13 protein-coding genes and 4 pseudogenes are annotated in these 19,525 nt (G+C 67.4%); 5 read left to right on the top strand and 12 right to left on the bottom strand.

Annotated features, from left to right (window positions below; genetic code table 11):
* Positions 1-2: 2 nt before the first annotated feature.
* Together OHT52_RS30930 and OHT52_RS30925 are read right to left on the bottom strand one after the other, a co-directional pair.
* Positions 3-1,207 (bottom strand): IS3 family transposase gene (locus tag OHT52_RS30930; RefSeq protein WP_328722102.1). Its coding sequence is split into 2 segments (ribosomal slippage): positions 3-916 and positions 916-1,207, totalling 1,206 coding nucleotides; the frame shifts between segments, so codons are not numbered across the junction.
* 50 nt (positions 1,208-1,257) lie between these two features.
* Positions 1,258-4,506 (bottom strand): hypothetical protein, encoded by a 3,249-nt coding sequence (locus OHT52_RS30925; RefSeq protein ID WP_328723480.1) that lies wholly within the window; start codon positions 4,504-4,506, stop codon positions 1,258-1,260.
* A gap of 321 nt (positions 4,507-4,827) precedes the next feature.
* On the opposite strand from OHT52_RS30925, the pseudogene OHT52_RS30920 reads away from it, so the two are divergent.
* Positions 4,828-6,030 (top strand): annotated as a pseudogene (locus OHT52_RS30920) (IS3 family transposase).
* A 20-nt stretch (positions 6,031-6,050) separates the two neighbouring features.
* On the opposite strand, the pseudogene OHT52_RS30915 reads toward OHT52_RS30920, so the two are convergent.
* The 4 genes and pseudogenes from OHT52_RS30915 to OHT52_RS30900 form a co-directional block, all read right to left on the bottom strand.
* A pseudogene (locus OHT52_RS30915) lies at positions 6,051-6,784 on the bottom strand (transposase family protein).
* Positions 6,785-7,054: 270 nt separating this feature from the next.
* Positions 7,055-7,447 carry a beta/gamma crystallin domain-containing protein gene (locus OHT52_RS30910; RefSeq protein WP_328723479.1) on the bottom strand — a complete coding sequence of 131 codons (393 nt, stop codon included), beginning with the start codon at positions 7,445-7,447 and terminating at the stop codon, positions 7,055-7,057.
* Positions 7,448-8,715: 1,268 nt separating this feature from the next.
* Positions 8,716-8,874 carry a hypothetical protein gene (locus tag OHT52_RS30905; protein ID WP_328723478.1) on the bottom strand — a complete coding sequence of 53 codons (159 nt, stop codon included), beginning with the start codon at positions 8,872-8,874 and terminating at the stop codon, positions 8,716-8,718.
* Between the two features lie 53 nt (positions 8,875-8,927).
* Positions 8,928-9,868 (bottom strand): IS5 family transposase gene (locus OHT52_RS30900; protein WP_443046827.1). Its coding sequence is split into 2 segments (ribosomal slippage): positions 8,928-9,535 and positions 9,535-9,868, totalling 942 coding nucleotides; the frame shifts between segments, so codons are not numbered across the junction.
* A 55-nt stretch (positions 9,869-9,923) separates the two neighbouring features.
* On the opposite strand from OHT52_RS30900, the pseudogene OHT52_RS30895 reads away from it, so the two are divergent.
* Positions 9,924-10,879: pseudogene (locus tag OHT52_RS30895) on the top strand (IS630 family transposase); the annotation flags it as partial.
* Here the strand turns inward: OHT52_RS30895 and OHT52_RS30890 are convergent.
* The 4 genes from OHT52_RS30890 to OHT52_RS30875 all read right to left on the bottom strand — a co-directional run bounded on the left by OHT52_RS30890 (position 10,880) and on the right by OHT52_RS30875 (position 14,400).
* Positions 10,880-11,113 carry a hypothetical protein gene (locus tag OHT52_RS30890; RefSeq protein WP_328723477.1) on the bottom strand — a complete coding sequence of 78 codons (234 nt, stop codon included), beginning with the start codon at positions 11,111-11,113 and terminating at the stop codon, positions 10,880-10,882.
* Positions 11,114-11,303: 190 nt separating this feature from the next.
* Positions 11,304-11,573 carry a hypothetical protein gene (locus OHT52_RS30885; RefSeq protein WP_328723476.1) on the bottom strand — a complete coding sequence of 90 codons (270 nt, stop codon included), beginning with the start codon at positions 11,571-11,573 and terminating at the stop codon, positions 11,304-11,306.
* A gap of 56 nt (positions 11,574-11,629) precedes the next feature.
* Complete coding sequence (locus tag OHT52_RS30880; protein ID WP_328723475.1) at positions 11,630-12,877, bottom strand: hypothetical protein; 1,248 nt, start codon at positions 12,875-12,877, stop codon at positions 11,630-11,632.
* Positions 12,878-13,857: 980 nt separating this feature from the next.
* Entirely contained in the window at positions 13,858-14,400 is a 543-nt protein-coding gene (locus OHT52_RS30875; RefSeq protein WP_328723474.1) for a hypothetical protein, read from the bottom strand.
* A gap of 1,238 nt (positions 14,401-15,638) precedes the next feature.
* Here OHT52_RS30875 and OHT52_RS30870 point away from each other — a divergent pair.
* Positions 15,639-16,211, top strand: a complete 573-nt coding sequence (locus tag OHT52_RS30870) for a hypothetical protein (protein WP_328723473.1) — start codon at positions 15,639-15,641, stop codon at positions 16,209-16,211.
* A gap of 153 nt (positions 16,212-16,364) precedes the next feature.
* Entirely contained in the window at positions 16,365-16,988 is a 624-nt protein-coding gene (locus OHT52_RS30865; RefSeq protein ID WP_328723472.1) for a hypothetical protein, read from the top strand.
* 398 nt (positions 16,989-17,386) lie between these two features.
* Here OHT52_RS30865 and OHT52_RS30860 read toward each other — a convergent pair whose 3' ends face one another.
* Positions 17,387-18,370, bottom strand: a complete 984-nt coding sequence (locus OHT52_RS30860) for a GNAT family N-acetyltransferase (RefSeq protein ID WP_328723471.1) — start codon at positions 18,368-18,370, stop codon at positions 17,387-17,389.
* Between the two features lie 42 nt (positions 18,371-18,412).
* A pseudogene (locus OHT52_RS31585) lies at positions 18,413-18,565 on the bottom strand (IS256 family transposase); the annotation flags it as partial.
* Positions 18,566-18,887: 322 nt separating this feature from the next.
* On the opposite strand from OHT52_RS31585, the gene OHT52_RS30855 reads away from it, so the two are divergent.
* Entirely contained in the window at positions 18,888-19,205 is a 318-nt protein-coding gene (locus OHT52_RS30855) for a chaplin (RefSeq protein WP_328723470.1), read from the top strand.
* Positions 19,206-19,525: the final 320 nt, after the last annotated feature.

Genomic DNA, 19,525 nt, shown 5'->3' with positions numbered 1-19,525 from the left:
GGTTATGCGGCTTGTGCCAGCGTAGTTGGTGTGAGGTGGAGGGCGTTCTCGAAGGCGATCGGTGATCGTTGTCCGAGGTGGGAGTGTCGGCGTCGGGTGTTGTAGCGGTGGAGCCATCGGAAGGCATCGAGTCGGGCCTCGCGCTCGGTCGGCCAGTTCTTTCGTCCTTGCAGGGTCTCGCGTTTGAAGGTCGCGTTGAAGGACTCGGCGAGCGCGTTGTCCGCGCTGGACCCGACCGCGCTCATGCTTTGCTGAACCCCTGCTGACCTGCAAGCTTCGGCGAAAATCCTGCTCGTGTACTGAGCTCCGTGGTCGGTATGCATGATCGATCCGGCGAGACTGCCGCGGGTTCGGATCGCCGCGGCCAGGGCCTCGGTGACGAGGTCCGCGCGCATGTGGCCGGCGATCGCCCAGCCGGCCAGACGGCGCGAGGCGAGGTCGATGACGGTCGCCAGGTAGCAGAACTTCCCGCCCTCGATGGGCAGGTAGGTGATGTCACCGACGTACTTCGTGTTCGGCCTGTCCGCGGTGAAGTCGCGGCCGATCAGGTCCGGCGCCTTGGCCACTGCCGGGTCGGGGACGGTGGTGCGATGCCGGCGACGCAACCGGACCCCTTCGATCCCGGACGCCCGCATGATCCTGGCGACGCGCTTGTGGTTGACCGCGACACCGTTCTCCTCGCGGAGCTCGGCGGTGATCCTCGGGGCTCCGTAGGTGCCGTCCGATTCCTGGTGCACCGCCCGTATCCGGGCGGCGAGGCGGGCGTCGGTCACCTGCCGGGCGGCCCGGTCCGCTGCCGTCCGCCGCCAGTAGTAGAAGCTCGAGCGGCTGACGCCGAGGATGCTGCAGAGCCGCTTCACGCCGTGACGGCGCTGGAGGTCGGCGACGCACTGGAAGCGGTTCACCAGCGCGTCTCCCCGGCGAAATACTTCGCCGCTTTGCGCAGGATCTCGCGTTCCTCCTCCAGCTCACGGACCTTCTTCCGCAAGGCGGCGTTCTCCGCCTCCAGCGGGGCCGGCGGCTGGGCCGGCTCCTGCGTCCGCCGTCCTCGGGGACGGCTCACCCCTGCTGCCCTCACCCAGTTCCGCAGTGTCTCCGGGTTGATCCCCAGATCGGCTGCGACCGACCTGATCGTCGCTTCCGGCCGCGACTCGTACAGCGCGACCGCGTCCGCCTTGAACTGCGGCGGGTAGTTCTTCATGACCACGAGATGTCCGTTCTCAGATCCGCAGGATCCAGTGTCTCGTGTGTCCAACATCAGGGGTCAAGGCCCATCTTCCAGCTCTTGGTGTTGAGGGACGCAGTGGAGGTGGGGTTGCTGTTGTTGCCGCTGTTGGACCAAGCTGGCGTGAAGTCGGTATGGGTGTTCTGTCCGGCGGCGTTCGCTGTGTCGGTGATCCGGCCGGCGCCGTCATACTTCATGGCGGCGTTGGTCTGCCAGTTTTCCGTGGTGCCGGTGAATCCGGAGGCAATCTGTATGTGGGTGATCTGAGCGCCGGAGGACAGCTGCCCGAAGGTGCCGAGTCCGGTGAGGGAGCCGTCGCCCGTGTAGGTGCCCTGGTAGTAGATCTTCTTGTCCGAGAGCAGCGTGGTCGCGGTGAGTGCGGTGCCACAGGCGCCGCTCACGCCGGTGACCCGGTCGGGGTAGCTGAGCATCACCGGGTTGGTGCTGGGCGGTGTGGCGTACGTGGTGATGGTGCAGGTCTCCTGGGATGGAACGCTCAGGTCACCGTGCGTATCAACCGCGGTCACTCGTCCTTGCCCGTCGTAAGTGGTGTCGGTGCGGGAGTGACGCCAAGTGCCGTCGGATAGGCGGTCATACGCGTGAGCCTGCGTGCCCTTAGTGCGGTGGGCCGTCAAGTCGGGCAGTGTGGAGAGCGTCGGCTTCGTCTCGCCCGGATTGTCTTCCAGCGTCCAGGCTGACCATGCCTGTTGAGGCGAGGATTCGCTCGTGGTGAAAGCGAAGGGGCCGTTGATATTGACTGCATTGATGCTGCCGCCGGCAGTGGTGTAGCTGTCGGCCTCCAGTGCGGTGCCGGCTAGGTGATTATCGTCTGTGACGCTCTCGACGATGCTGCCACCGACCTTGGCATCCACGGTGACCGAACGGCGGGTCTTGCCGTCGGCCGTATAGTCGCCGTCCATCCCCTGCAGATAGATAGTCGTCCGCTGGGTGATCGGCTCGGGTGATCTACCGGTCTGCACGGTGACCGTGTGGAAGCCGCGGAACTGGTCCCATGTGCGGTACTCGTCGTCCGTCTGAGCCGAGTCGTCGCGGTGCCAGGCAGCCCCTGCGTAGCTGTAGGTCGAAAGCTGGCTTTCCGAACCGGCAGAAAGCTTGGAGCTATTGGGGTTGTACTGGGAGGCAATTGTCAGGTCGGAGACGTTGACGGTGTGCACCGTCGTCTTGTTGAACCAGTCCTCGATCGGCTTCGAGGCTCCGGGCACCGTCCAGTACACGGGATAGCAGGAGTTGGTGTTGGAGTCTGCCGTCTTGAAAGACAGCGTCTTGCCCGCACAGGGGTTGAGGTTGTAGTCGACCGCGATACCCTCGCCGGTCTCCGTCTGCACGGTGGAGATACGCGGGCGGTAGAGCGGCGGGGCGGACGGGGAGACGTCGTTGACACGGTTATCGATCTCGGTGCCGGTGAAGGACACCTGATTCAGCTTGATGTCGCTGTTGCCGTTGTTGTACGTGCCCTTGCCGGTGTGCGTGATGGATTGCAGCCACATCACGGCTTGCAGGGATCCGGCGTCTTTGGGGTCCACCGTGGTGCCAGTGACCGGGTCCACCGAGCCACCCGCATCAGAGTAGGTCTGGCTGAGTTTGTAGCTGTCGACGGGCAGGAGTTTGTCGGTGCTGGAATCCTTGACGTGGACCTTGGTGGTGATGGTGTCCAGGCGAGTGGTGGACCAGAAGGTGGGGCCCGCAATAATGCAGACGTCTCCCGGGATGGACGTCGAGCCTGCTGGCAAGTGCGTGGTGTCGCTCGCGTCGCAGTTCTGGTCGTAGGGAACGTCGGGCCAGTTGGGGGCCGTGGTGTCCTTGAGGTTGTCCGACGAGCAGTCGGTGAACGTGTCCGTGGATTTGCAGCGCTGGTCGGAGGTGAAGTCCACTTCGCCTGCCGGAATACGCCCTGCCTGCTCATCGGCCAGGGTGTAGCCGTAGGCGATGGAGTCGAGGGTGCCGCCGCGGGTGTAGGAGGTCAGCTTGCCGTCGTCGCCGGTCGCCGCCTGTCCCGCGCCGAAGTCGTAGTGGTTGGTCTCAGGCGTGTAGTCGTAGCGCTGGACGAATCCGGTTGGAGTGACAACGAAGTCCAAGTTCCAGCGCCAGCCCTCCACCTTGTCGCACTGAGAAGCCTTGCCCTTGGCCGAGGTGTAGCAGGGATCGCTCGGCTGGGGGTGCAGCACCGGCACGCCCCACGCGGAGTGGGTGGAGGCATCGGTCGGCGAGGAGGACTGCGCCAAGTCCGAGCTACCGGGGCCGGTCGGGGAGTGGTCCGCACCGAAGTAGGCAATCGCGCCGTCGGTGGTCAGGACGCGGTAGTAGATACCGTCGTGCAGACCGTTGGCCGCACCGGACAACTCCTGGACCACGGTGCCGTCATCGCCTTGGAGCTTCCACTCCTGGACCTCACCGGAAATGCTGGAACTAGTGGTGGGCACCAAAACGCCGGAGTGGGAACCGAAAGAGATGGTGGCGTTGTCGCCACCCCAGCACTCGTCACCCGACTTCTTGAGGATCTTGTTGCCGTCGGCGTCCAGCAGGCTGTTACAGGAGCGGTAACTGCGCTCGATTAGGCCGGGCTGGTAGCTCCAGCCATCACCAAGCCAGCCGGACTGTGAGTTGCGGGCCGAGGTCTCGCCGTCCACCGACTGCGAGTCGTACGACAGGCTCAGCGATGGCGCGTTGCCTCCGATCGTCGCGGGGACCGCGATCGGGTAAGCGTAAGTGAAGGAACCGGTGCCTGAGGTCTGCCAGGTTCCCGACGGGTTAAGTGAGGTCGCACCGTAGTTGCCTTGGGAGCCAGAGCTGCCCGAGGTCACCTCGAGTGCCGTGGTCGCGATGTCGGCGGAGAGCGCCGAGATCGCCGCCCCATCAGTGGTAGCCGTCTTCGCGGCGCCGACGGAGATGGAGGCGGTGAGCTGGCCTGCGCCGGCCCGGTTGGTGAAGGCGATCGGGGTCCGCGTCCGGCACTGCTCGAATTGCGGTGTCGTGAGCGCGCAGGCGGGAACCTGGATCAGCTGGAGGCGGGATCCGAAGCCTCCGCCATATGCCTTGGCCAGTTGGTTGTAGTCGATGACCACATGGATGCGGTCGCTGTCCGTCATCCCTCCGGCTCTGGTGAAGCCCAGGAGCATGCCGTTTGCCCCCGCGCTCAGCGACTGGGTGTGTGAGGCGACTTGTACCCGTACTCCGGACGGCTGGGACTGATGTCCGGCACCGGGCGCGGACGATACCCATACCGGCAGGCTGCCTGCCTTGACCGGCTTGGTCACGGGCACGAGAGGCTTCTCGGGGGCGGCCGTTGACGCCGAGGGTGATGGCGCCTCCGTGGTGTCGTGGGCCTTTGCCGAAGCCGATGCGGGAGGGGTGGGGGCAGAGGGCTTCGGAGACGTGGAGAAGTTCGCTCGCTCCGCATGCGAATCAACGGACATGTTCGTGGGACTGGTGGCATTGACTTCTGAAGAAAGCTCTTCTGCCGCTATGCCCTGGGTGAGCGAAACCGTGGAGCTGCCGGCCTTGGGCCAGGTCGGTTCGGGCCTTGACCCCGGATGTTGAACACACGAGACACTGGATCCTGAGGATCTGAGAACGGACATCTCGTGGTCATGAAGAACTACCCGCCGCAGTTCAAGGCGGACGCGGTCGCGCTGTACGAGTCGCGGCCGGAAGCGACGATCAGGTCGGTCGCGGCCGATCTGGGGATCAACCCGGAGACCCTGCGGAACTGGGTGAGGGCAGCCGGCGTGAGTCGGCCTCGGGGACGGCGGACGCAGGAACCGTCCCGGCCGCCGGCCCCGCTGGAAGCAGAGAACGCAGCCTTGCGGAAGAAGGTCCGCGAGTTGGAGGAGGAACGCGAGATCCTGCGGAAGGCGGCGAAGTATTTCGCCGGGGAGACGCGCTGGTGAACCGCTTCCAGTGTGTCGCCGACCTCCAGCGCCGATACGGCGTGAAGCGGCTCTGCAGCATCCTCGGCATCGCTCGCTCGAGTTTCTACTACTGGCGCCGGACAGCCGCGGACCGGGCCGCCCGGCAGGCGGCCGACGTGAGGCTTGCCGTCCGGATACGGGCGGTGCACCAGGAATCGGACGGCACCTACGGGGCCCCGAGAATCACCGCAGAGCTCCGCGAGACGAGCGGTGCGGCGGTCAACCACAAGCGGGTCGCGAGGATCATGCGGACGTTCGGGATCGAAGGGGTCCGGTTGCGCCGCCGGCACCGCACCACCGTCCCCGACCCGGCTGCGGACAAGGCGCCGGACCTGATCGGCCGCGACTTCACTGCCCCGGCCCCGAACACGAAGTACGTCGGTGACATCACCTACCTGCCCATCGAGGGCGGGAAGTTCTGCTATCTGGCGACCGTCATCGACCTCGCCTCGCGCCGTCTGGCCGGCTGGGCGATCGCTGACCACATGCGTGCGGATCTCGTCACCGGCGCCCTGGCCGCCGCGATCCGCACTCGCGGCAGCCTCGCCGGATCGATCATGCACACCGACCACGGAGCCCAATACACGAGCAGGATTTTCGCCGAAGCCTGCAGGTCAGCGGGGGTTCGGCAGAGCATGAGCGCGGTCGGGTCCAGCGCGGACAACGCACTCGCCGAGTCCTTCAACGCGACCTTCAAACGCGAGACCCTGCAAGGACGAAAGCGCTGGCCGACCGAGCGAGGCCCGACTCGACGCCTTCAGTTGGCTCCACCGCTACAACACCCGACGCCGACACTCCTACCTTGGACAACGATCACCGATCGCCTTCGAAAGCGTCTTCCACCACACACCAACTACGCTGGCACAAGCCGCATAACCCGTGTCCAGGATTCGGGGTCAAGGCCCGGCCTTCACCAGGTCGGTGATCCGGTTGGTGCTGCAGCGGAGCTTCCGCAGGAGCCGCCAGCCTTTGAGGGTGGCCATGGCCTGCTCGCCGAGGCAGCGGATCTTGGCATGGGTGCTGTTGTGCCTGCGCTGCCACCGCTTGAGGCGACGGCCGCGGAAGGGCACTCGGATGGAACCGCCGGCGCCCTGATATGCCTTGTCGGCCCAGCACTTCAGTCCGGCCTCGGCGAGTGCGTCGACGATGCCGTGGTACGGGCGGCGGTCAGGTCGTGCGTAGAGCCGGGGAGCGTGGGCGAAGCCCACAGGAGCCGTCCGAATGGGTCGGTGAGGACTTGGACGTTCATGCCGTGGCGCTTGTGCTTGCCGGAGTAGTACGGGGTGTCGGCGGCGATCCGGTCGATCGGCAGGAGCGTCCCGTCGAGAATGACGAAGGCCAGCCGGCGTGCGGTCCGCACCGCCTCGGCCAGGCTAGGAGCGAGTGCAGCCAGGACGTGTATCGCCTCGCGGACGTAACGGTAGACGGTCGCGATCCCGATGCCGAACGCGGCGGCCAACTGAGCATAGGTGTCTCCGCAGCGCAGGTGAGCCAGGACCAGAAGCGCCTGCCGGCTCGGCGTGATGCGACGCCATCGGGTGCCGATCTTGCGGCGGTGAGCAGCCAGGCACCGGGCAAGGTGACGAAGGTGTGCGCTGGACAGATCGATCGCCGATGGGTAAACAAGCACGCGAAGCTCCTGGTCGACACGGGTGATCTTGGTCGTGAACCCGTCTACCAGGAGCTTCGTCGTTCACCTCGCGCAGGTGCCCCAACCCGCCAGCCCCTCCGTCAGGTTGGAAAAGGCTCACTGTCGTAACCGGTGGAAGCGGCCGCGTGCCCGTGGGCGCTGGCCCAGGTGCGCAGCGTGGCGTTCCCGGTGAGTCAGACCTCGCTGGCTTCTCCGGCGACGCACCGAACTTGCGGGGTTCGGCGAGGCTGCTGACCCCCGGAACCCGCTTTAGAACACGGGGCACTCCGTAGGGCCCCCACAGACCAACACCTCGTACACGTGGGCGTGGAGACCCCAGCCAATGGTGACCTCCTGCCAGCTACTCACGGTGAGCTCGTGGTAGTAATTATTCTCCTCGATGTAGTAGCTGAACCGGACGGTATTGTTCCCCGAGTGCAATTTTGTGACGCCGTTGAAAGACACATTCAAGCTGCCGGCGTTGGCGAAACACATTCGATTACCGTCGCCCGTCTCCACCCATGCGAGATCATTCTGCGGGGGGAGCATCCAATCTCCACAATATGTGATGTTGGTCGCGTAGGCGGAGGTCGCCGGAATCGCGCATGCGAAGCCGGCAGCAGCCACCGCTGTAACGAGAACCCTCTTCACTGCCTGATTCATGGTTGTTCTCCTCTATAGGACAGAAGCGGAGATGGGCATGTGAATTTATCGGATTTCTCCGCCGCTGGCCCGGCACGAGCTCTGGGCCAGGTGAAGAGCTAAGAGGACGTCTCACGGGTGATGTCTGACGTGCGACATCACCACCTGAGACACCCTCGAAGGGCTGCCGCGGGTCGCATCATCACCCCGTGGAGCTGCCTGGGGGAAGTGCCCACGGGGGGCAGGTCCCCCTGCCACGTCGCGTAGTGCTCATTCTGCCGCCACCCATCACCCCGCCCTTAGACTTTGAGCCATGACGCAGCGTCATCGACCCGCTGGCGAACCGGCATCGCCATCGCGCTCCCACCTCTCGGCGTCCGCGTCGCCCACACACGCTCACGTGCCGGTGCCAGGCGCTCCCCCGGAGCCGGCGTGTCACCCGCCGAGCGCCAGGGGCCGACTTGATAGATTGGGTAGCACCCAGCCACACCCTGGCTCAGCTGCTGTTACACCTGAACCCGGAACGCGTCGTCCTTCTCGTGCTGTGCTGGTAGGTGTACATCTGCTGTCGCCACCCAGTTCCGGCTCACCGTCCGCGGACTGGTCACGTTGGGTGACGCGAGGCAGTTCACGGACAGTGGTCCTGATGTGCTTCTGTGGCGAGAAACCTTGGTACTGCGGCGGTGACGTCGTCCCCGACATGTTCTCGGCCCGGAAGGCCACGTCAGCGATCGATGGGAACAACAACTCCTGCATTCGGAGCACCACTTCTTCCACAGACCGGACTGTCAGCCACCCGCGCACCCGGTACGGGCCAATTCCGGGAAATTTTCCAGGCGCACTTGCTCGACAATCATCACCCAGCGTGCATGCTTCACGGAAAGTGAGCCAGAACCCGTTCTCGTGGACAAAGCCGGTCGAGGAAGGCGACCGGGGGCGCTGCACTCCCGGCGCGGGCGGCGACCTGAACAAGAGGGCCTTAGGCCGCCAACCACTTCCCTGAAGCCCTCCTCGGGGCGTACCGACCTGGTCCCGCCGGGCCCTCGGCCGCACACTCACCCGCGTCGCCGCTTTCGCACAAGTGCCCTCAACGCCCTGTACGGCGCTCTCCGGGCCGAACTGCCCCGCCCCGGACTTATTTTGTGAGGGCCCGGGGCTGCTGGCGCGCGCTCGGATCGGCGTACAAGAGCCCGTTCGGGCGGCTCGGCGCGAAGATGGGCGGGGCCCGGTACGGCGATGCGGGGGCCTCCGGTGCGGGATTCCTGGATGACTTCCCGCCAGTTGGTGTGTCACAGCCATGCCTTTTCCATCAGGTGGGCGGTCCAGTCCAGGAAGTCGGCGCGGAAGCGGAGGCGGTCGGCGGGGACGCGGTAGTGCTGCATGTCGTCGCGGTCGGCGTCGCAGCGCTCGTGGTGGGCATGCCGGGACGCGGGTTCCGGATACTCCAAGTGCTCGGCGAGCGTAAACAGAAGCCCGCCGCCGGCTTCGGCGCGTCGCTGGTCTAGGACGTTTCTCGGATCATGTTCGGAGCCAGATGGCGAGGGCTGACGGTGTCGAGGTAGATGTAGGCGCGTTTCTCGTAGCGGGTGGCGACGGCGCGGAAGCCCCTGAGGCGGTTGATGGTGCGTTCGACGGTGTTGCGCTTCTTGTAGCGCTCGCGGTCGAAGCCGGTGGGCCGGCCGCCTCGGGAGCGTCGGTCCTTGCGGTGCCTTTGCTGGTCCAGGCGTTCGGGGATGGTGTGCCGGATTCCACGTCTCCGCAGGTAGCGACGGTTCGTGCGGGACGTGTAGGCCTTGTCCGCCAGGACATGGTCGGGCCGGGTGCGTGGTCGTCCGACTCCGTTGCGGGGCACGGAAATCAGCTCCAGCACGCGTTCGAACTGTGGGCCGCCCCCGTAGTGCCCGGGCGTCAGGACGAGGGAGAGGGGGCGGCATCGCCCGTCGGCCGCGAGGTGGATCTTGGTGGTGAAGCCGCCTCGGGAGCGTCCCAGGCATTCGCCGAGCTGACCACCTCCTCCAGCCGGAAGACCAGTTTCCGCAAGACCGGATCGACCCGGTTCGTCCCTCGCGCGGCCCCCTTTTGAGGAACCGCGGGAGGGGGCGCGTTTCTCGCGCCTGCGGCGTGCTGGTGAGCCCGCACCACGGTGGAGTCCACCGACACGCCCCAGTCGATCCGGCCGACCGCGTCCTCGGCGGCCTGGACCTTCGAGAGCAACATCTGCCACGTTCCATCCGCTGACCAGCGGCGATGACGCTTGTAGACCGTCTCCCACGGCCCGAACCGCTCCGGCAGATCCCGCCACTGCACACCCGTGCGCACCCGGTACAGAACCCCGTTGATCACCCTGCGGTGATCACTCCAGCGACCTCCACGCGTGCCACCTCTCGGCAGGAACGACTCCAGCCGATCCCACTCCGCATTCGTCAGATCCCCACGACCCATCCACCCACCCTGAATCCAACACCCCACCCACGTCAGGAGATCCAAGAAACAGTGCCTAGTGCAGGCGGACGAGGACACGGTCCGCGACGTGATCCACCGGTTTAACAAGATCGGCCTGGACCCTCGCTGGGCGGGAGGCCGTCCCCGCCTGCTCAGTCCTGACGACGAGGACTTCGTCGTCGCGACGGCCATCACTCGCCCAACCAAGCTCGGCCAGCCCTTCACGCGCTGGTCGATCCGCAAACTCGTCATCTACCTGCGACGCGGTCACGGCCGCGTGATCCGGATCGGCAGGGAGGCGTTACGGTGCCTACTCGCCCGCCGCGGCGTCACCTTCCAGCGCACGAAGACCTGGAAGGAATCCCCGGACCCGGACCGCGACGCCAAGATCGACCGGATCGAGCACGTCCTGGACCGCTTCCCCGACCGGGCCTTCGCGTTCGATGAGTTCGGCCCCCTGGGGATCCGCCCGACCGGCGGCTCGGGCTGGGCCGCCTCCGGACACCCTGAACGGCATCCCGCGACCTACCGCCGCACCCACGGGGTCCGCTACTTCCATGGCTGTTACTCACTCGGCGACGACACCCTGTGGGGCGTCAACCGGCGCAAGAAGGGCTCCGGCAACACATTGGCCGCGCTCAGATCGATCCGCGCGGCCAGCCCGGACGGCGCCCCGCTCTACGTGATCTTGGACAACCCTGTCCGCCCACAAGGGTGAGAAGATCCGTGCCTGGGACAGAAAAAACCGGGTCGAGCTGTGCTTCACGCCCCACTTACGCGTCCTGGGCGAATCCGATCGAGGCGCACTTCGGGCCACTTCGGCAGTTCACCGTCGCCAACTCGAACCACCGCAACCACACGGTCCAGACCAGGGCTCTGCACGCCTATCTGCGCTGGCGCAACGTCAACTCCCGCCAACGCGATGTCCTGGCGGCCGAACGCCGCGAACGCGCCCGGATCCGCAGCGAGAAGGGGCTTCGCTGGGGCGGACGAGCCCGGATGGCAGCCTGATCATTCGCTGACGTTCGTCGTCGCGCACCCCGCGATGCCCAGTTCGGACAGCACGCGCTGCAGTCGCTCCAGAGCCACGGCAGCGTCCAGACTCTCCGCGACTTCAAGGTCGAGGTGGCAACGCCCCATGCCGCTGCCCGCCCCCGTGACCTCGCCGTCGAGCTCGAACGCCGCTTCCAACGCCTCCTCGACCTCGTCACGGTCGATCGGCAGCCCCACGAAGACGATCTCCATAAACACCACAGTCCTCCATCTCAACCCGGCGAACCATAGCGGTCACAGCACTGGAAAAGCCCCAGCTTGGGGGCGTCGTGGCCGTCGCCCCCAAGCACCTGGACACCGTTCTCCCCGAGCAGCAGGAGCGGCTCTCTGCAAGGCCTCGGGGCGCAATAGTTTCCCGGCGTCTCGTCGCGCGGGCGCCGGCTCAACCGCTGCTCGGTTTTGACCCTTCCCGCAGCGACCGGGGACGGCTTCCAGGTGGGTCCAGGCGTTCGTAGAGGGCGCGCACGGTAGGGGCGCCCGCCTTGTCGCAGCTCACGGGGCCCTCGGGCAGCGGGGACGGCTGCCCTTCCACCTCGCGCAGGACGAGGCCGGCGAGCGCCTTGGGTCCGCGTGCCTTCGGCCAGTGGTCGGCTCGCTGGCGGAGCTCGGCGGCGACGGCGCGGGCGGTGAACTCGACGCTACGCAGACTCATGGATGCGCTCATCAGGGAATTGACTGCTGGGCCAGCACGGCGCGACACGGGCTGTATCACCGGTGGCGGCCAGGACGGTACCGGTCGAGAACCGGTTTGAGCCCATCCTCCATGGCCCCTCGGGCAACTCCGCCCAATATCCTGCGTGCTTTGAAGAGCACGAAATGTGAGGCCCAGTCGGCGTCGAAGTACACAGCGCCCTTCAATGTGAGCTCGGCCGAAGGCTCGCTGTCGGGATAGGGCGGCAGGACGGGCGGTGCCCAAACAGGCTGTCCCGGTCGCGCTGCGTCTTCCCGGGGTGGTGCCGCCTGGGCTCGGAACGTCTCGTACGCCTCGCGACTGGTTACCAGAAGAACGAGCCGTGTCGCGGGGAGCAGCCGTGTCGCCTCGCTGAATTCCCACAGGAGTCCTGGGCCCTGTCCCACCGCCATCACCACGAGCCGCGCACGCCCCATCAAGTCCCTGACGGTGTCCTGCCAGTCGTCGATCGGCAGATACAGCCGCCGGGCACCGACCAGAGGGAGTCTCTCCCCGGGGCGGCCCACCGCGACCATCGGTGCCACCGACTTCAGTGCCTGTGCCAGTTGCTCCTCCTCGGTCAGTGAGGACAGGCTCAGGTCCGACATCACGGCGCCCGGCCCGGGGGCGGGGCGTCGGGTCTCCTCCAGCGCCGTCCGCCGGACGTCGTCCTCGAAGGACCTCAGGTAGAGCGTGAACGAGTTTCTGCGGAGTTCTCCAGGGGACTCGATTATCTCCGCAAGGTGCTGCCGTCCAAGGACGGCGAGACGACGCGCGCCGAACATCAAGGTCTGGGCGGAGACCACGACAAGGGGAACGAGTAGGTCGAAGTCCCACCAGGGCACCGGCAAGTCGTCCCCCCATCCGACGACCGCGTTGAACGCCATGATCGGCAGGAAAAGCCGCAGCCGGATGAAACCCTGCCCACCCCCAGGACGTCGCAGCACCACGGCGCGTACCGCCCCGAACGCCGTGGCACCGGCCACGATCACAGCCGCGGCAACGACCGTCGCGTACCACAAGGGGTCCCGCAGGCCGAACGCATCGGCGACCACCTCGGGCGGGAGCCCACCTGAGAGGGTCTCAGGCCGGGAGGCCTGCCAGTGGGTGACCCCTTCCACCGCCGACCAGACTCCCCCAGAGCCCATTAGTAGCGCGGCAGCCAGGAGAAGCACCCCTCGGGCACGAGACTGTCGGGGTAAGGCAGGGCTTAAGTCCCCGGTATCCGCTTCGTCCGCCGCTATCTCGGCGGTCACCACGCGGCGTTTATCTTGGTTCTTCCTCATTGCTTCCCCCCGTCCGGAGCTGCCCAAAGTCTCCCCCCGGGCTGCCGACCGTTCTCATGCCATCGTGCCGAATCGACAGGACATAGGTAATTGGATTGAGGAACCGCGACAGGACTTCGAGAGGAGACCAGGGAGGCCCCGGCGCAGCACGCGCACGCAAAGGCCCTGTGAAGGTCCCCAGGGCCGGACGAGTTCGTACGCGGATGGACGCCCGGTCCCACGCCCGGATCTGCGAGAGCAGCGCGCCGAGCGGGCCCGGGACGCGGTTCCAGGACGGGTGTCCGCGCCGTCGCCAGCTACCTGTTGCGCATCGCCGACACGACCGCAACCACACCGCGCGGGCCCGCTGCCTCCGGCGCGCAGGTACTCGGACGCCTTCGGCGGCCGGCCTTTCCCGCCCGGAAGGAGGCTCCGGTGGGCGAGTCGGCGGCGACCCCGGTGGCGGAGCGGTTCCCGTGGGCCCTGGCCGCGCCCGGCGAACGGCACTGGCCGGACCGGGAGTTCCTGGACGTGGCGCTGAGCGCGACGCGGAACGTCAAGGGTACATCGAGCGCCTGGAGGCGTTCGTGGTGGAGCACCGCGGTCGTCCGGAGGAGATGCTGCGCACGCACGGGCCGGGCAGGCATCCGGCGTCGCACGGCCGGTGCGCGCTGATCGGACAGCCCGAGACCCTGGGCGGTGAACGGCACCGTTCCGCCGACGCTCGCCCGACGGGTGCCCGTGTCCCGGCGCGGTCCGGTCCCCGTCGCACCGACGTTGGCGGCCGCGGACCGGGCGGTGTTCTTCGACCGGCTGCGGGACACGACCGAGGCAGCGACCCGCCAAGGCGAGAGCGAGGTGCTGCTGCACCGCCCGGCGCTCTACCTCGCCTCCTCGGACCAGGGACCGGAAGCGGCCGCATGGACCGCGCACGCCCTGCACCGGCGGTGCGACGTGCCGGCCAGGCGGGGCTGTGCGTGTCCCAGACGGCACGGATCAGATCAGACCGACGTGAATTCCAGCGTGCCAAGGGGAAGGTAGAGGCTGGAGACCGTCCCGAGGCCGAGGGTGCACAGGGTGATGTCGATGGACGGTCCGGTGTAGTTGACCAGGACGGTGTCCCCGGCGAACACCCCGGCGGTGACGACTCCGGTGGCGGTGACGGTGTAGACCCCACCAGCCGCGACCCTGGTGTAGTTGGTGCTCACAGTGCTGGTCTGCCCGGTGTTCCAGGTGATCGTGTACGTGAACGTACCGGGCCCGAGCAGGTCAGCGCAGCTGGTCGTCGTCGTCACGGACGCGCTGCGTGTCCCTGAGGTGATCGCCGGCTGCGACAGGGAGACACATGGGCCGTAGAGAGCGGTCGTCGAGACGGTCACGGTCTGCGGCGCGAGGGTGAGCGCGGGGCTGTAGCTGTTGAGGACGCTCGTCGGCGGAGTGCACGTCATGTCCAGCACACCCGCACTGGCCGGTGCGGTCAGGAAGGCGACCGAGCCGACCCACATGACTAATGTCGCGACGGCGAGACTCAGTACACGTTTCATGTTCGGCTCCAGTGCTCGGTCGCCTACGCCATCAGTCCCTTGCATGACGCCAGGGGGCGGCGGGTTTCTGTGATCTCATGCTTTGCTGGACGAGAGTCTGCGCAAGGGGGCGCGCCCCCAGCGTCGCGTGCATCTACCGTGCGCTTGCCGAGCAGAAGAGGCAAGAGGCGTATCCCAAGTCCGCCGGCCGAGCGCAGCCGACGTCGCCCACCGCCAACAGCGCGAGCGCAGCCCCGCTACGTGGCCAGTTCTGCCGGGCGGGTGGCGGCAGCTGTACGGACACCACTGTGACGAGTGGCTGGCTGTCCGCGTTCGCGCTGCTGGCGTCGCTTCTCTTCGACGTTGAGGAGCCGGCTGGTCGACAGCTCACACGGGAACCTTTCGACGATCGCTGTTCCTCGAGGTGTATGAAGCCGCACAGGTGCGGAACGGCCTGTGGTCGGTTCCGCAGGCGTGCCTATCGCTCTGTTCGGCAGCCTGTGGCGTGACCATCCCGGGAATGGGGGGCGCATTGAGGTGTGCGTTACTGCCTCGCGCGCCGGTTTCGAGCGCCTCCGCTTCGCCTCGTGGGTCACGACGGTGTCCGCTGTGCTCAACCATCACCAAGTGCCTTGCGATTGCGGGGGCTGCGGCGAAGAGTGTGCTTGCTCTCTTCGGGTGGCTCTGCTGCCCCCACTGGACGCTGAGCCGGCTTCGCACGGCACGCGTCACCGCCGCGGCACGCCTCAACGGAGCCGCGGCAATCAGTTACCCGCACACGCCGCCTGGACGGCGCAGAACCGACTCCGGCATGCCGCAGAGCGCTTCGGCATGGCCCGGGGCCCGCCCGGCGGGACCGGGAAAGAGTCGGGCCGCACGCCCAGGCGAGCAGCGAACGCGAGGCCCTGGGTCCCGCGCCATCACCAAGGAATCTTCATGCGCAACTTCATCCAGGGAGCGGTCGCCCTGCCGGCCCGGCCTCCTCATGTCCTGCCCCCTGAAGGAACTTTCGGGACGCCCGGACCAAACCGCCCCAGCGGCCCCGTGAGCCTGACGGTGCCATGAGTCGGTCGAGCTTTGGCTTCGGCCCGGTACCTCGAACCAGTCCTGACCACGCCGCGCGGGGCCCGCCCCGGCGCACCGCAGCGCACCGGCGGGCCCCGCTGACGCACCCGACACGTTCACCCGTCTGCGCCCACACCTGCAGGCGCGGTGACAGAACGAAAGACCCACAACCACTGGAACCGAGGAGAATCTCCATGCACAGAAACACCCGAGGCCGCTCGCCGCGAGCGCGGCTGGCCGCTTGCGCGGCGGCCGCTCTTCTGGGCCTGGCCGGTTCAGTCGCACTGCCGGCCGCCACGGCGCACGCGACCCCCGTCGACATCACCTGCCTGACGGGAACCCGGAACACCGTGTACACCCCGCCTCTCACGTACACACCCGGCCCCACATCCCTGCAGATCACGGACCACTTCAGCTGTGTGTCCCTGCTCAGCGGGGTAAGCAGCGGTTCGGGCAGCCACACGGTCAACCTGCCGTCCACGTCCTGCCTGGCGTCGGTACAGAGCCCGCTCAGCTCGAACACAGCGACTTACCACTGGAACAACGGAACGTCCAGCACCATCTTCTTCGCCAGCAGCACCGCGGTCAGGGCCGTCGACGGGACGGTCACCGTCACCAGCATCGGTGCGGTGACATCCGGCCTCGGTCTGGGGCAGACGGCCACCAGGGTCACCGTCGAGCCCAACCTCAACCTCACCGCCTGCCTCACCGGCGGCCTGAGCGAAACGAACAGTGTCCTCAACACCCTGATCATCGCGCCGGTCTGAGAACCGCGTCGCCGTCGGGCCCCACCTGCGCACCGCCCCGGTCCAGCGCAGGGGCGGTGGCGGTCGCCCAGCGTGTCCAGCACTGTGCCGAAGGGCCTCCAGACCGGGCACGACCTCCATCCACGCTCCGTCCTTCGCCTGAAGGAGGCCACCATGCAGCACCTCCTCGACACTCTCAGACCGTTGTCCCCACGCAGCCGTACGGCCACGGCCCGCGGCAAGGCCCGCAAACCCGTGATCAGCCTGCTGTTCGTCTGCGCCGCGCTGCTGGCCTCACTCGGCCTGTCGGCGCCCGTCGCCTCAGCTACCCCCGCGTCCGTGTCGGCCCTGATCGACTGCCCCGGATACGCCACCCAGCAGTTCTCACCCGGCCTCAAACTCCTCCCCCAACATGTGTCCTTCCACGCCGAAGGCCCGTTCGGCCCCTGCGTGAGCACCTCCCCCGACCACGCCTTCGCCGACTACGAAGCCGACGGCCAGGCCCTGCTGTCGTGCACGGTGAGCCTGCCCGTCACCGGCGTATCCGGCACCATCCACTGGAAGAACGCCTCGGGCACCCCCACCGGCACCTCACACTTCGAGGGCGGCATCTCGCTGACCCAGCGGCCCACCGGCCAGAACGTCGTCATCGTGCTCGCCACCATCACCTCCGGCGACTTCGCCGGAGACCAGATCCTCTACGAGATCGTCCTGCTCAACACCGACCTCCTCGCCTGCCTCACCACCGGCATCACCCAAGTCGCCGGACCCGCCAACCTCTCCGTCCTGCCCATCTGACCACCCGTCCACCTCCGCATGGGCCGGGCCCCCGCGAGTCGCCTCACGGCGAGGGCCCGGCCCACGGCCGATCGCTCCTGCCCACGGCTACCGGCTGACCCGCGTTACCCGACTTCGGCCTCAGGACGCTCCCGCCCACAACGGGGCCATCCGAGCTCCGGCAGAAGCCCCCATCCACTGGGCATGCGCCCGAGTCCACCGCCGCTCACACACGTGGAACGGGAAAGCTGCTGCCCACCGACGACGCCGCGCAGCGCCGCGTTCGTGAAGCCGGGAGCAGGCCGTGGAGCCTGACACAGCTCCGCGATCGTGCCGAAGGGTCAAGAGGCTGGGAGCTGGAGATCCGAGGAGCTATTGTCAAATCCTGTGGATGACCGGACAGCCCGATTGCCGGTCGATCAAGCAAGCGGCTTGCGGTAGCGGACGTATTCGTTCTGCCGCCGGAACCCCACGCTCTCGTAGAGGTCGTAGGACCGATGTGGATTTGCCGTGCCCGTGAACAGCCGGGCGGTCGTTGCACCCTGTTCGCGAAGGCTTTGCAGCCCGTCCAGCAGCAGGGCCCGGCCGATTCCGAGGCGTCGCTGGTCCGTCCGAATACTCAGCTCTTCCACCTCGCCCACGGTGTGGTCGTGACGGCGGATGGAGCAGAGGGCGACGCCGACCATGTCCTGCCCGTTCCAGGCAGCCCTCCAGCATGCCGGGTCGGCGGTGTCGACGAAGTCCTGGAACGGCCATCTCTGAGTGAAGCCGCTGTCCGCGTACGAATCGACGACCGTCCTCCAGGCTGCACCGTAGTGGCGTGTCCCGATCGGCCCCGTCCGTATCCCGGTCGGCAGTTCGTCGCCCGGCTCGGGCATCTGCTGCAGATCGCCCAGCTCCAGCTCGACCAGACTGAAGACACGTCGGTAGCCGGCTGCACGCAGAAGTGCCGTGGCATCCTGCTCGGAGGTCGTGGCGTTCGCGCCGATCACTGCCGTCCGCGCCGTTCCATGCTGTTTGACGAGCTGGCGGATCCGCTCTTCGGCCCAGCTCAGCATGGCTGACCCGATGCCCTGGCCGCGATGCTCGGGCAAGAGGTAGCCGCGGTGCAGGTACAGCCACGTATCGTCCCGCTCCTGCCACCACCGGATCGTCGAGTAGCCGACGACGCTCCCGTCGCACACCACCAGGATCTGGTTCTTGGACGGCTCCTCCAACTTGGCAGAAGCCTCCGCGATCTCGGCCGCTGTCGGGAGCCCTTCCACAACCGAATGGGCATCGACCCGGTCCCGTTCAGCACACCCCCGCCGCACCGCGGCCATGGCGCCGTGGTCTTCGTCGCCGCGATACGGCCGGAACCCGAAGCCGACCGGAAGGTCCTGTCCTGTGGTGCCATCCAACATGACCGGATGATCTCGAACTTCGAGGCAGGCCCGCCACCCTATTCACGCCGCGGTCGTCTGCGGCCGTTCAACGAGCAGGCCGCGTTCGAAACGGGCCCCGGCGCGGACGAGGGCAACGAGGTGGGGTGCATTCACTGCTCGCCAGCGGGCCTGGGCGGCCTCGGCCGCGCAGGGCGGGCAGCCCGCTCCGGGGCCGGACACGGTCGCCGGGCCAGCGCGGCGACACCGGCGAGGGAGCCCGCCGCCGCGCCCACGCCTCCGATCCGGGTCACCGGCACCAGGGACCCGGGCCAGAGGTGCACGATGGACGCACCGACCACGGCCGCCAGGAGCAGCAGCACCAGGACGAGGAGCCGCCTGGGGTGTAGCCGGCTTCGGCCAACGGCGTACGAGAGAGCGGCCGTACAGGGGGCTCTGAGCGGTGGCCAGGCGTGTCGGCAGGCTGAGGGACGGCGGGCCCGCATCGTGGAGGGAGCCGCCGCGACCGAGCGGCGGCACTCGAAGCGCGGAGAGCTCAATGTTGAAGCTGAGAAGCACAGTGGTTCTGGCCGCGGCCGCGGGCGCCCTGATGTTCGCCGGTGCCGGCACGGCCGGCGCGGACGCCGGAGCACAGGGCGCCGCCTTCGGCTCGCCGGGCGTGCTGTCCGGCAACGTCGTCCAGATCCCCATCCACATCCCCATCAACGCGTGCGGGAACTCCCTCAACATCATCGGCCTGCTGAACCCCACCTTCGGGAACACCTGCGTCAACGGCGGCGGCTACGACCGCGGTTACGGCGGCCACGACGAGAAGCAGAACGGCCACGAGGGCCACATGGACGACTACAGCAAGTAGGACCCCCTGGCTTCGCCGGGCCCAGGTACTCGGGGGCCCCGATCAGGTGGTGCCAGCCGTACGCACCTGCCCGGGGCCGCAGTGACCCGCACCCTCTGCCCCGAAAATCCATCCACAGCTGAGCTCGTCCGCGCCGGTGCCGACAGGATCTCTCGTCGGCACCGGCGCGGACGAGCTCAGTCTGGTTCAACGGCGTTGCGACCGGTTGGTACCTGAGCCGACGAGCGAGGTCGATGGTGGTGTTGGTCGGGCAGCCGGATGATCGATGGTGCCGGTTGGGTACCGTACAACACTCCGCCTGCCCCGGCCGAGCGAAGCAA

This window comes from Streptomyces sp. NBC_00247, from assembly GCF_036188265.1.
Taxonomy (GTDB): Bacteria; Actinomycetota; Actinomycetes; order Streptomycetales; family Streptomycetaceae; genus Streptomyces.
This window is presented reverse-complemented; position numbering and strand designations above follow the sequence as displayed.